The 14,226-nt window shown below is 42.3% G+C and carries 4 protein-coding genes, 1 tRNA gene and 5 pseudogenes; 6 read left to right on the top strand and 4 right to left on the bottom strand.

What is annotated here, in order from left to right; genetic code table 11:
* The first annotated feature begins 843 nt into the window (after window positions 1-843).
* Together BG74_RS12020 and BG74_RS15340 are read left to right on the top strand one after the other, a co-directional pair.
* Window positions 844-1,062 carry a hypothetical protein gene (locus BG74_RS12020; RefSeq protein WP_204376275.1) on the top strand — a complete coding sequence of 73 codons (219 nt, stop codon included), beginning with the start codon at window positions 844-846 and terminating at the stop codon, window positions 1,060-1,062.
* A 466-nt stretch (window positions 1,063-1,528) separates the two neighbouring features.
* On the top strand, window positions 1,529-1,843 hold the full coding sequence (locus BG74_RS15340; RefSeq protein WP_244267051.1) for a glucokinase: 315 nt from the start codon (window positions 1,529-1,531) through the stop codon (window positions 1,841-1,843).
* Between the two features lie 1,017 nt (window positions 1,844-2,860).
* On the opposite strand, the pseudogene BG74_RS09725 reads toward BG74_RS15340, so the two are convergent.
* Window positions 2,861-3,018, bottom strand: a pseudogene (locus BG74_RS09725) (con-10 family general stress protein).
* A 581-nt stretch (window positions 3,019-3,599) separates the two neighbouring features.
* Window positions 3,600-3,971, bottom strand: a complete 372-nt coding sequence (locus BG74_RS12010) for a hypothetical protein (RefSeq protein WP_187202434.1) — start codon at window positions 3,969-3,971, stop codon at window positions 3,600-3,602.
* A gap of 4,164 nt (window positions 3,972-8,135) precedes the next feature.
* On the opposite strand from BG74_RS12010, the gene BG74_RS00395 reads away from it, so the two are divergent.
* Window positions 8,136-8,360 (top strand): hypothetical protein, encoded by a 225-nt coding sequence (locus tag BG74_RS00395; RefSeq protein ID WP_187202433.1) that lies wholly within the window; start codon window positions 8,136-8,138, stop codon window positions 8,358-8,360.
* 2,218 nt (window positions 8,361-10,578) lie between these two features.
* On the opposite strand, the gene BG74_RS00385 is transcribed toward BG74_RS00395, so the two are convergent.
* Both BG74_RS00385 and BG74_RS20090 read right to left on the bottom strand, forming a co-directional pair.
* Window positions 10,579-10,653, bottom strand: a tRNA-Arg gene (locus tag BG74_RS00385).
* A gap of 387 nt (window positions 10,654-11,040) precedes the next feature.
* Window positions 11,041-11,154: pseudogene (locus BG74_RS20090) on the bottom strand (formate/nitrite transporter family protein); the annotation flags it as partial.
* A 9-nt stretch (window positions 11,155-11,163) separates the two neighbouring features.
* Here BG74_RS20090 and BG74_RS15335 point away from each other — a divergent pair.
* The 3 pseudogenes from BG74_RS15335 to BG74_RS12005 form a co-directional block, all read left to right on the top strand.
* A pseudogene (locus BG74_RS15335) lies at window positions 11,164-11,430 on the top strand (heme exporter protein CcmB); the annotation flags it as partial.
* A 183-nt stretch (window positions 11,431-11,613) separates the two neighbouring features.
* Window positions 11,614-12,288 (top strand): annotated as a pseudogene (locus BG74_RS00375) (cytochrome c biogenesis protein).
* A 635-nt stretch (window positions 12,289-12,923) separates the two neighbouring features.
* A pseudogene (locus tag BG74_RS12005) lies at window positions 12,924-14,226 on the top strand (heme lyase CcmF/NrfE family subunit); the annotation flags it as partial.

Raw genomic sequence — 14,226 nt, 5'->3', positions numbered from 1 at the left:
TGATGCCCCTATAGAAGGCGTGACGCAGCATTTGGCGGCTGGTGTGTCCAATACAATGTCGCATCCCAAAATTGTACTAAAGCCCTAGCGAGAGAGATTGCCGGCAGCGTCAGTCTAACTATTGCCACAGCGGCGATATTCCATCGTTTTGTAACTGGGACGGGCTGGCCTGATATACCATAAAGATTCCTTACTGTTCGCCAAAATGAGAAAAAGGCGTAAGAATGACATGGGCTAACAGTGCACCAGACGGTATCTTTATCGAGCGCCGGGAATAACACAAGAGTTATTCACACGGGCACCTTATAAAATAAAGTCTAAGTGCTCTTCATCATGGAGATGCGCGATAAAGGAAATTATATGAAAATATTTGGATTTATAATCGACATTATTTTAAAATCTACTGTGCCGTATTATTAGTTAATCAATCAAGGCGTCAGCGAACGCCTGGGCGGATTACACTCCGCATCTCTGATGCTGGTAAGCGTGGATTTTGCCGATATTGCCTGCATGTAGTTCGTAAGCGTCTGGCAAGAGGTGGGAAATTAGAGGTATTAACCGAGCGCGCGAAAGCGCTGCGCCGGGTCAGCGCCTAGGGCATCGTTCTTTGCACCAGTATCAGGCCAGGCATCAAGTGGCAGATCATATCGCGCAGAGCTGTCCTCTGACGTTGCTACACATTGTTAATGCCACCACCTCCCGCATCCATCTCGCGGGGGTACGGAGTGTCGGTTTGCTCGGAACCTGCTTTACCATAGAGAAAGTGTTTTATCGTGACCGACATGTCGCCGTCCCATGGGATTGATGTAGTGGTTACGGGGCCTGACGAGCGTTAGCGGGTGCATGAAATCATTTTTTAAAGAATTGTGCTTTGGAGTAATATTGTGCGACGACTCCCGACAGGCGCTTAGCCAGATTATTGCCGGATTGCAGTTTGAAGGGGGAGGGATAGTATTGGGATGTACGAAAATCGGCTTATTGCTCAGCCAGGATCAGGCATCGGTGCCGCTGTTCGGCACTACGGCTATCCGCGCTGCGGCGCCGGAATTTGCCATTGGTTAAGGGGATGGTCGGCGGTGAAGCGTCCACTGCCGTAATTCCTAAATAATTATCTCTATTATATAAATAATATATTAAATAATATTTATATATTATTTAATATTGCTCAACGGAGAACGCCTCGCAGCAAGCAGTTGAGTAAGTAGAGCTTGAAACGAAGGACAAATTATGTCCTGGCCGACTATGTTGGCGGAACCAATGCCGGCTGGCGCTGTGTAATGTAGAACGGGAGAGATCTCCTACATTCATATAACTATTCCAGCGATGATTACGACACTCTAGAGCGGGTTATTCACCATTATTTGGCCGGCCAAAAAGCCGTGTTCAAAGAGAACTATATCGCTAACGCATGCCTGATTACCGAAGATTAGGTTGAAATTACCGATCATTCCTAGGTGTTCTCCATTAAAGCGATGAAGGCAAGCCTGAATTTGGAATAGCTCGAAATTATTAATGATTTACTGCGGTATTGATAGCTATTCTAATGCTGACCGAAAAAGACGTCATTCAGTTCAGCGGCGGCAAATCCATTGCCGACAATTCGATTGCAATTTATGGCACCGGCACGGGGCTTAACATCAGCCATTTGATCCAGGCGGAGATCCTCTGGGTTAGCCTGTCAGGCGAGTGCGGCCATGTGGATTTAGCGCCTAACAGTGAAGAAGAAGAGGGCAATATTCTGTCAGTGCTGCGTGCGGAGCTAGGGCATGTTCCCGCGAAGCGGGTTACTGTACTTATTAGGCCCGGGCTTGGTGAATTTATACCGCGCTATCGTCAAGGCTGATGGGCGCCCGGCCCGCCGGCGCGTCCTGTTCCGAGCGTCGTGCTACGTTGCACTGTGTGATTATGCTACCGCGGGCGCGCTAGCGCCGTTATTTCCTGTCAACCCAGCAATGAGTGGGTCTTCCGGCGTTAGGGGGTAAAATATTTGAGTCCGGCAATGAGCAGGCACAGACTGATAACCCGACCGTCGGTCTCCACTGCCTTCCCTAGCAAACTCATACCCATGAGCGCAGCAAAGACGGCGCTAATTCTGCTCTAGACGACGTAAGCAGTACTCCGCCGGCAAGGTTTTCATGCCCAGGATAACAGTAAGAAGTTGATACAGATTGCGCTAATGACAATCAGACTAAGAAATGGGAAGGAGAAACCCTGGGTATATTTCAACCCGATGGCCTAAATCACCTCAAACAGGCTGGTGATGACAAGATATGGGACACGTTCTGTTTCGATCGGGTCATCTCCCCGTAGGGGTAAGACAGGGAGCTCAAGTCGTCCTGAGCACTGTGATAACAATTGCAGATTAGCACGGTAGCAGCTGGTACAGTAATCTGGTCTTCATCGCACTCGTCGAGAACTACGTCTAAATAGGGAAAGGTACATGACATTCGATAACGTGGACTAAGAGGCAGAGTAGCGATAGGAGTCAATTGCGTACGTGGTACGACTGGATCCATGCTCTGTGTACACCTCTGGAAAAAATCACAAAGTCACAGATCATGAATCTTAAGTAGATTAAGGGTAACTCGATAACTACTAATGGTAAAAAGATTGAGTCAGCTAATAAGCAAAACCGGCTTAAGTATTATCCTTTCTAAGGACTGTGGCCTGCGGAGGTGGAGAAAGCCACAGGCCATCATCATAATATCATTTTTTTCTAACATCCCGGTCGCCTGCGTGGCTCGTGACCGCTCCAAACTAACGGACCTAGAGACCGCCTAACGGAAAATAAGACGAAAATGACTAGTTTTAGGAATAAAACATGATGATAGTAGGAACTACTCCCACCACTGTGGCTGTGTTACCCTTTTTTACCCGCTTCAGATGCTTTTTGCAGATTATTTTTTAAAATTCTTGCTGTTTGGAGCTGCTACTACTTTACTCACCTTTACGACCGGCTTCAGATGCTTTCTGTTTATCTTCTGTGAAGTTGCCTGAATCGCCGAGATGTTCTGCCATGGTTAATCTCCAACCTATATTATAAAATCAAGAATTCATCTTATCCAGAAAATTCCTGATAATAGTCTTTTTTTGATTCATATTAGTATAGTGATAAAGCTACTTAACATTAATATTATTAATATTAGGTAGTAGTGGGTACGTTGATAAATTCATAAGATGCCTTTAAGAATAACCCTATGATAAGAAATTAATAATTAATTTAACGATACTGAAAATTAACATACATAAATTTTTATAATAATTAAATAATTAAAATATCTAACTTTTATCAATAAATATTGTATTTTAATACAATATTTATTGATAGGCAAAAAGATGTTAACCGATGGAGAAAAAGGTTTCATAGAAAAACAGAGAGTTAAAGGTAAGGAGCGGATTGTTACTAACATCTTAAGGTGTTTCATCCTCAAAAATATAATAGTAAAATGTGGTATTTGCCTTATGGCACGTCGCCGATATGGATTATTATTGCAAAGGCGGGGTAGTATAACTAAGCAATCAACAACAATGAGGAATTAGGCCTGCATCCGATGTTTTTCATTGATCCATTGGTTTACGTCCTCACTAAATCAAGTGTATCAGTTTTCAATCATGATATTGATTAATGAACACATCTCAGCCATAGGGACAAATATTGCCGGCGTTGGGAAAATTGAACAAGGATTCCCATGCCGTTGCAGACGGTTAACAATACTACGGTGAATAGCGGCCAATATGCTTTCATCAGATATCCGACTGTCACCATTTTCAGGGGCAGCATAAAATGCGCTGATAGCCATCACGCTACCTTCGTTGGCATTGTATTTCAACTGGATACATAGATATCCGTTACAGATACTGTTTTTCCCCAGTGTGACGATATTCACTACTTCCCAGGCGTGGTAGTGGTCGATTGCTGAGAAAAAAACCTGCGTAGTGCGACTGTAAAATAGACGCCTCAGTATCAACAATCGAATCGTTCGTTACTCTGTGAAAAGGGCTGCCCGATGACTCTGGGCAAAGGCCGTGCATAATTCCCAGGATGGAAGGGATAACTTAAGTTATTATCTTATCCGCAATCATGCAGGGCGACTCTCAGGTATTTCGCCTATTTTCTAGCATAGCGCATAACCGTGATGTTTCCCGTACGGTTTTGTCATCTCTCGCTAGCAGACCGCCACCGTGCTGCTTGTGGTATTCGATAACGATATGACATGACTGATCAACGAAATCAAGAGAGTTCAGTGCATACTTAATGAAGTAATGACTGGGCAATGTCAGCAACACATCCACATTAAACTGAGTTAAACGTAGCGGTCTCCCGTATCGTCATCGTCGCCGCAGAATTGATAAGACTCAAAAAATGGATTGCTCCCATGCGGGCTAAAAAGTCTGTTAAACTAAGTTCATCAAAATTCATTGCCAAGGTGCCATTATCAAATAAGAGATATTTTTCCCAGTGGCTATAATTATTTTCACGAACACTTTAGCCGTCACACAATGTTTTTTTATTTACTTGGGAAAATCACATCAATAAGCAGCCGTTCTTTGTAGACTTTCTCGTAAAAATTTTTGGCATATAGTACTTCCTGTTAAGATGAAGAAGGACTATATGTCCGTGTATGGAAATTGGATTATAGAATCCGCTGTCATTCGCGCATAATAACTTCTTTAACGAGATGATGCGACTCGTTATTTATCACATTAGAGCGAGAAAGTTGAACAGCGGCTCACCGGTCAAGCGCTAACACCACCTTAGCAGCACGGTTATTCGCGGAGGTCCCATGAATGACACCCTGTTAGGTACAAGTAGCCTAATGGCGCGAGCAGACGAAATCGTAACACTCGCTCGCGCAGGCTTTGGCAGACTAATGGTCCTTATCCGATTCAAGGTTTACCACAGAAAACTGATGCCTTCTTTAGGGATATTTTTCTGAATATAACAATTAAGTCATATATTATGATAATACTCGATAATATTATCAAGAGAAATTGTCTGGATTTTTGTACAGCCTATTTCAATAGTGTTATAAGAAAAGAATAATATTTCAGCGATTTATTTTATACCTATTTTTTGGATTGCATAGAAAATAATACGATGCTCTCTTTCTGTAAAAATGGTGACGAGCAGTGTAATGGTAATAATAGATGGTAACATTGTTATATAGTAACAGAGGTGAATGTGAACTTATATGAGCGCCAGAAATTTTCTAATATATTTTTTCTTATAAAAAATGGATATTTATGAGGATATGATACGGTTTTAGAGCGTCTCGGCCATAATAGGAGATTACAATAATTTCCGTGTCGGCGTGGTTTGGTTCAGCTTGGCGATCATAGACGGTGAATTCAGACGCCAACTCTGCCTAAGGACAAGGACATTCATCATTAGTGCGTCATACAAAATAAAATCCGTCTGGAATATTGAGAAACTCTTATACAGGGATAATCAGTATAAAGATTATGTGAAGTACTATCTCTAAAATACCCTATGGCACATGATAACGCTCTATAAATAAAACTAACGGAATAGTATTTAGCGAAATATGAATTAATTTTTTCTTATTTTATTAATATTTCTTAGCTATGCAAAACCTCCTGATGAAATTAATTGCATCTCTACTGAAAGAGAAAAAATTACACACTTTACACATTCAGTAAAAACTATTATGCTATAAAACGATAGAGAATAATAAAGTGGTAAGTGAAAGAATAGTCAGCTGAGATAAAGAGGAAAGTATTGCACGAGTGTTTTTCTTAATTATTTCTCTCCTGGCTTTATGAAGCGTATCGTTAATGACCTTAATAGATAACTGGTTTTTCTCACCTCCGATATCATGTTTATCAAGTGGTTACATCCTAAAAGGTCTAGTGAGTCGCATTCACATCATCACCGCGCTACGTTATAGCAACCTTTAAAATAAAAAAGTTCAGCACCACGCCGATTGAATGGTAACTAACATAGTCTTTCATTTTTGTCAGAAAGGCTCTAAACATTATCAAATGTGATAGGTTATTTTGACCGCAATAATAGTTATAATCACAGTATAGAAGACGAAAGAAAATATTATATCTATAATGAAAATTCATAAAATTTGTATGTGAATTTTAGTGCTATAAAATTAGCATCATTGAATAAAAGGTGTCACGGTTGAGGAATAAATGTGGTACAGTTAATAAAATGATAAACGCTGCAGTCCCAATTCAACATGACGTTGTCTTCTGCTGACAACAGTGATGGGTGATGTTGCTCTCACGCTCGCGATTGTGCGGCTGTGGATCTCTAATGCAGGCTGTTGACTTTAAACCCTACGCGATCAGAAAGGTAAGCTACCTTCTTGATCGGTTGCTGACTTTCCCCCCGCCTTCGCTAAACTCATCGCACACGCGTGAGCATTCCACCTCCCACGAATGCAATGTCTGAATTCTCTATTTATTTTATTTGGTGGATACCTATAGGTGGATTTCCTCGAAGGAAGACCATTACCATAGGGTAGTTCTCTCACGACGACATTCTGGTTGAAATGGCGACTGAATCACCGTCGAGGAGATACTAGATATCTACAACAATCCGGTCATAAAGAATAAATATTAGGCACTAGCAGGATATGATACCGTTCGCTCAGCGACAACTTACGCTTCAAAAAAAGCGAGATATCATAACACAACTACGCGTTGTTAATAGTATTTTACTGCTACTTCATCATTTGCTTCTAATGGATAATTTCCAGCACTAACGGAGCGACGCTCAAGTCAGGGACATTGGTCCATTTGATTTATTTTCCATTATTAAAATGGAATAGATAGAAATTTTAGAAACTATCTGTGATCAGCATGTCATGGTTAAGAAAGCGGTATATCTTATTTTTCTATATCTATCGTTTAGCACTTTTTGACAATGGCTCAACAAAGAATTTATCTTCCCATGTTAATGTCGTAATTCTATAACGTGTGTGCATCACCGTCATCTCTTTACATCCGGGACAGATTAAGGTGTATTTTGGTATAGCGTGAGATGATAATAAAAAAGAACATAACAAAATGAGAAAACAGCAACTTTTAATCATATTATTACTATTTTATATTTTTAAAATTAAAAAGAATGTTAAGTTTATTTTAAATAATAAAATGAATTGATGATACTTTAATTACCGTTATTATATATAGTACTGTTAGTGGCTTTGTCTTGTGCTCATACTATAGTGTGAGAGGAGATAGAGTCCATGTGTGATAAGGCATTCGATCTAGAACGCAACGTGCTTAATTCACTTACTACTACGAGCTAACTAATAATTACCACACTCGTTATAAAAATACAATTATTAATTTATTAATATTATAACTAAAATGTTGTTCTGCATTTCATGTACGTGGTGTTAGCCGTACTTAACCAGGAGATCCAACTCAAGACTCAGCAGTATAATAGAGGGAATGCTTTCTCTTTCTAAAACCGTTTTTCTGGTCCAAGAGGGTAAGTTCTTTATTGCACGGTATACAAAGCCGATTCAGGTTTTAGAAAATACAAGTAGTTGAAGTATGGCATCAATTTTTTTATTGCTCACAACTTATGCTATTTTTTCGATTGAAAAATATCTAAATGATGTAAGAAAATATCTCTGTAATTTACTACAATATTCTATTTAGGAAAATGTTAAAAAAATTTGGCACAGTAACGCTATTGCCCTGAGTGATTTATCAGGCGCAAAAATTTTTTCTACCATGGGTATGGTATCATAAGAGAATGCAGAACAGGTTCTCCTGATAATGATGCCTATGCTTGAGAAGAAAACAGGCACTAAAGATCTACAATCAGCTATGTTAGTTGTTGATAGGAAGATATGTTATCTTTCTAGTCGTTATCAGAGATAGAAATATTAACTATAATGGTTTCAATCAAGCATAAGACAATAAGCGTCAGGTCCGCTCTCTGATAAAATCAGCCGTCTATCTGGCGGCTTTAAGTCATCCGCAGTATTTTAGTCTGAATACTCTTGTCGTGAATGAGTCTATCAGCGTCGATATAGATCAGAAAAAATTCTGGTCACCTAGAAATTCGATGAGAACTTATAAAGGGAGAGTGATACTAATAGATGCAGCTCGCTCACTCTATTAATGTTGCAATAGTTAATACTAGTATGTCCGTCGCTATTAATACAATAGCGGAAACACTAAGGCGTATTGGGATACCTGAAGCAAGAATACAAAATAATCTTTCAATGTTGTTAGGTACCTTGGACATGGCTCCGGTGGAGCTGAAATGGTCTATCCAGACGATTGCTAATATTGGTGAGCATACTTTAATTTCCATCCAAGATAAAGAAAGAAGGAAAGGCAATTTATCAAAGGACCGAAAAAACTGAAAAATTTGTCTCGCAACAGGCAGTATGGTTGAAGCTGCATGCTATGCAAGAGTTAGTGTTTTCTAACGCCTCAAGGAAATTAAGCGCAGGGTTTAGAAATGATGATGTTGCGGTAAAATTAGATTATCGAGTGGCTTACGAGATATCTGGTTTAGCGATATCGATGACACCAAAGTAGTGCTGACATGAATAGGTCAGGATAACAAGAAAATAACGAAACTTTAAGGGGCCAGTAGCTAGCTATTCTTGACAGAATAATTCCTTGAAAATAAATTAGGCATAACGAATGAGGTTTTGTAAAAACAGATCTAACGCGTCATGCTTTAATACTAATTAAAGCATTAGTAGAGAAGAGGGTAATTTTATTAAATTAAATAGTCATTTAACGTTATTATACTTAATTTATAAGTTTATAATGTGTTAAATCACTATCATGAATAGCGTGCTAGTAATGAATTTATTTTACTATAATCACTACTAACAAAAGTTCACCTCTTCTCTGATAATTTTATTTTATTCGTAATTATATAAACATATAGTATGATATTACTATATAATGCCACGTACTGAGTTGACACCAATCTTTTAATAAATTCTCAGTAATTTATTCCCTATCGTTCCATGAAAAATATATAACTTAGATGCTATTTCTTTAACGGGCAACTATTATTTGAATAGCGTAAAAATTATCATAATCTCTCTATCTGTAAAAACTTCAACTGGTAGCGTCAAAGATAATTACAGATGGTTTTTTGTCTTGAAATAAATTAAATATCGATAGATAATGAAATTTCTTCGTGTAGTATATTGTTCTTACAGTTTCACTATTTTTGCTTTTCGTATCTGCCAAAAATGAAGTTGTGATAATTTCAGCACCGGTCAGCATTTCTCAGATTTCCTATCATTTATTTAATATTATTCAGATAATGAATGCTATAAACAAGGAAATTCATCATCAGTTCGCCCCTCAAAATCCAAACTTTTTTGGAATTTAAATTTCCCAGCAATAAATAAAATTGATTAATTATATTAATCTACTATGGTAAGTGTTATTTACCTATGATGGCGCTGATGGGATTTATGTTAAGGAATTCAACAGTAAAATTGCTACACAACTCCGATGTTTTTTGTCCAGTTGAGTGCCCCTTATTGACCACTCCGTTTAGCTTGAACAACCAAGAGTAAAGGTCACATATTTAATCAGTTTTGTATATATTATATAATATTAATATATAACTATTAGTCACGTTCTAGTATCCGATTATTGACGGCGTTATGGTGGTGTAGGCTTTATGTGATGTTCCAGGTATAACTTGCGCGGATATCAGGATGATAGGAGGCCAGCGAGATTTCATAAATTCTACGGGCAGTATCCATATTTTATTTTCAAAATCTATGATGATCAGCACAATTCTATCAGCAGCTGCACGGTACGAAAATCTGTGAGCTGTAAATTCTGAGTAGCGAATTTTACTAAAAAACTCCTACTGTGACCCTGTAATGCCCTGTTAAATTTCCTAACTTATGTCTCATGAAGAATAAGAATGATGCTCTGACCTTAGCACAGCTATTGCATAGACAAGTCTGCCGCAAGGTCGTAATCAGTGCTTCTGGTACCGATAGCAAATCTGAATGCTTTTCCAATTCATTTTCTAGTTTCCTCATTCGTCTTTCCTCATTCGTCCCACTATCCTACGTTCTTCAAACCTTCTCAAACCCCTATTTAGCTTTTATATCTGTAATTGGCGTATCCCCAATAATAGAGAAAATATCCTTGTTAGATAGGCACAGGATTTCGTATGCATATTGCTATGACCAAGTCTGTCCTTGTCTTCAGAACTACTCTCGAGCTATTAAACAAAAATTATCAGCGTTTGTAATATTCGGGGTTAGTGTTTTTAGTGCTTTCTTTTCGCTTTCTAAGAAATACCGTATCTGCCAAATCTTGTCACCTGTGGGAGTAACGAATTGGAATAGACTATTCGTATCCGACATACGGTAACTTTTCTTTCTGGATTTAGCTTGCTCTATTTGTTTTGTGGTTAGCATGAGTAGACATCCTACTATTAGGAGCAGCAAAATTATGCCCGCAATAATGTTCGTAACAGTTGCGTGATGTCAATAGATTTTGGGTAATGTAGTGTAACTATTATCTAGTAGGAACCCTGGATTGGCGTAGTGTTTAAGTAATGCGAAGTTATGAACGTTAAGGTAATAATGGCGTCCCCGACAGGAATCGAACCTGTAACTAGCCCTTAGGAGGGGCTTGTTATATCCATTTAACTACGGAGACATGTGTCAAGCGACGGCTAGTATAGTCTATCTAGACCCGGAAATAAGCACTCTGCGGCGCGTTTTCTCAATTTCTGGTTAAAGCATGGTATTGCTCGCTTCATAGGGTGAAACCGTGAGCGTGAGACGGCATCCCGTGCCCGCCGGAGCGGGGAAAAACCACGATGACATGACGCTGAACGCAGCGGCGTGTCTTCGCGACACGCGCCAGAGGGGTGTCGGCACCGGTATACGGTGAGTGCCTCATGCCGTCCGAAAGCGCATAGCGCGCGTTCTGCGACTTAAAGCCTTGGGCGTCCACGAGAGGCCTGTCGTGTCGCCGATCGTCCCCAGGGGCTAATCTTATTTAGAAGAGGTAACGTTTTAGATCGCTGGCAGTGGATGCTCGTCAGTTATGGATCGGGTCATTAAGTATTTGGGCGTGTCTTAGCAACGCGAAAATAAATATACAGCCAACGATATTGCCTGCTAACATGGGCAGCGCGAACGGATAGAAAAATTGCCACGCCTATTGGCGACTGGTCTGCCTCTGTTGTTGATGTCTCCGCTGGTGGCGCTACTACTGTCTCTGGATCTGGCTACCTAGCGCGCCGCAGTGGTGTATTTCTCAGCTTGTTGTTGCCACTATTTATCCCGGTGCTGATCTTTGCGCCGTGGACAATACCGCGTCAGGGTTGCCCGTATACGGCTATCTGGCGGTACTGCGTTGTTGGCCGACAGCACAACGCTGGCGGCGTTCGCTACTACCGCCGCGGCGTTGCGGTTCAGCGTGCCGTGAGGGGGGGCCGGATTCGTGAGATGGCATAAAAAAAGCCAACGGCCGGCAAACCACGCACGTCACCTTGTTGATCCGATTGTTGATTCGATACCCTAGACAAGCGGTTTACCTTATTAATTGTGAGCAATAACTATTATATTGAAAGTACTTCATCAGTGGGCCAAACTGGAATAGCTATATCAGATTTGCGGGCATTGTCTGCCCTGGTTTACCCTTGCTGAGACCTGCACGTTGCTGCTTGGTCGAATCTGGAACTTTGGTATTGTGCCGCTCGATTATCAACAGGGCGATAGCATGTGCATTATGTATTTGCACGTGCCGGCCACAGGAATCTATGGGCATTTATCGCTATGGCGATAGCCCTTTTTATCGGTCTAATATGGCAAATGAAAATGGCTGATTTGACAGCGGTGGCGATGGCTTCCAATGGGAGCGGTATTTACCTTTAACGCGCTGGTGGCGGGATCCGCCTGGGAAAAACCCATGTGGGGTGCTTGGTAGATATGAGATGCGCGCCTTACTTCGGAGTTAGTGCTGCTGTTTTTGTATTTAGGCGTGATGGAATTATATCATGTCTTCGAAGATCGCTGTACCTCTCCGGCATCCTGATCCTGGTCAGGATTGTCAATAATTCCCATCATTCATTTTTCGGTGCAGTAGTGGAATACCCTGCATTAGGGCTCTACCAACATGCAGAAAACCATTGATCTCAGCATGCGTATGCTGATGCGTTGGGACATTGCCGGTTATCTGTTGCTGTTCATTACCTTGACGCTGATGTGTTTACGCATGCTGATTTTATTCAAGGAGCGTAAACGTCCTTGGGCTATCGCGCTGGCGGCGTATAAAGGATCGTAGGCGATGAATACGGCATTTTCTTCCTGGCCGGTCTTTCTGGCGATGGGTGATTACGCTTTGTACGTTTGGCTAGCCGGTCGCCGTCACGCTGAATATTACTATCGACGTTGGTGGTACATACCCGCGAAGCGCGCCGCTAGCAGGGCACGCTGAACGCATGCGATATGGAGCCATGTGTTCTAAGTCGGCGCTCTCTCCGGAGAAAGGCTAGTGAACCCGCGTCGTAAAAGCTGCCTCTATTTGTTAGTGATGGTGGTTGTTAATTGGGGCTGCGACGCCGTCGGCCCTTACGCTATCTATGTGCGCTGCGCGCTAATATTGATTTGTTTTATACGCCAAGCGAAATTCTCAGCAGTAAATAAGAAGATCACCATTTGCCCTCACGTCTGCTAGCGCTTGCGCATCGGCGGCAAGGTCATGCACGGCAGCGTAAAACGCGATCCGCAGACTCTGCAGGTGACCCTTAAAATTTAAGATGCCGCCGGCACCGTTGTGGTCATCTATGTCGGTATTTTTCCCCGATCCATTTCGTAAAGGGTAGAGGCAGTGCCGCAGGGGCACCCTTGGCGCCTCCAATATCTAAGGACGCCAGCGGCGCGCACCCTCGACCACCGACGCAGAGCGGGGGAGTAGCCATGATCCCGGAACTCGGCAATTTTCTCCTGTGCCTCAGCAAACTGGCTTAGCGCTTCTGCCTTGTGGGGCGCCAACCGGCAGGATGCGCGCATGATGGCGGCGGCACGGCCTTTGCCCTATGGCGTGTTTCTTTCCCTCTCCAGCGCCTTTGTCTATCTGGTTCAAGTTCTTATCGTTAACGATTTTACCGTCACCTATATGATGAGTAACTCGAACAGCAGTCCTGCCCATTTACTACTGTATTACCACCACCTGAGGCGCTCATAAGGGATCGCTGCTGTTGTAGGTTGTTGTGGTTGCTATTGCTGAGCGTCTGGATGTTATGGCGGTGGCGCAGTTTAGCCTTAACATCCTAGCGGAAGCTGTTGCGCGTGTGCTGGCGGTAATAGGGATGTGATCGCCTGCGGTTTTCTCACCTTTATTCTGCTGACCTCCAACCCGCTTCGCCGTACGCTGCCAGACTTTCCCGTTGATGGGCATAACCTTAAAATCCCGTATTGCAAGACATCGGTCTTATTTTCCATCTGTCCTTGCTCTATGATGGGTTATTTTGCCATCTCGTCATTGATTGCCGGCCGTTTGGACACGGCTTTAGCGCTCTGGTTATGCCTCTGGACACTGGCGGCATAGATTTTCTTTACTATCGGCACCGTAATCGTTCCGTCTGGGCCTATTATTGAGCTTGGCTGTAGTGCGGCTGGTGGTTTTTAGATCCGGTGGAGAATGCCTCGGTTGGTTAATGATCTGGTTGACCGGTACCGCCCTTGTTGCATTCGCTGGCGGTCACTGAGAAGCTCGGGACATTCAAAGCCTGACGGTGTTGCTAGCCATCATCGCCTTCTCCTTATGTTATGACCCTATTGGGTACGTTCCTGGTACGATCCGGAGTGTTTGGTCTCAGTACATGCTTTTGCGTCGGATCCGGGGCGCAGGTCGCAGGATAATCATCCTGGCCTTTGGGGTGCTGGTAACAAGGCGCGGATCACTGCTGCTGTACTCCCCTCAAGGAGCAAGGTCCGCAGCCGCGAGTAAAACGACGTATTTTCATGCGAGACCTTCTTGCTAGGCAACAATATTCTGTTGATGGAGGCCATACTGATGGTGCTGATCGGCACTCTGTTACCGCTAGTGCATAAAGAAGAACTGGGCATGGGCAGCATTTCTATCGGCGAATCCTTTTTCAACAAGTTGTTTACTTGGCTTATGGCGCTGATGGCGCTACTGTTCGGTATCAGCCCGCTAGTTCTCTGGCAGCGCGATGAAGTGAGAAAGCTGCTTAAGCACTTACTGCTCGGCGTTGGG

It is taken from the genome of Sodalis-like endosymbiont of Proechinophthirus fluctus (assembly GCF_001602625.1).
In the GTDB taxonomy this organism is placed as follows: domain Bacteria; phylum Pseudomonadota; class Gammaproteobacteria; order Enterobacterales; family Enterobacteriaceae.
The sequence above is the reverse complement of the archived record's forward strand: the minus strand, read 5'-3'. Positions and strand labels throughout refer to the sequence as shown.

Bases quoted from the DNA above. Each gene is read 5' to 3' on its own strand.
- BG74_RS12020 (WP_204376275.1), top strand. From the start codon at position 844: ATGAAATCATTTTTTAAAGAATTGTGCTTTGGAGTAATATTGTGCGAC.
- BG74_RS00395 (WP_187202433.1), top strand. From the start codon at position 8,136: ATGTCCGTCGCTATTAATACAATAGCGGAAACACTAAGGCGTATTGGG.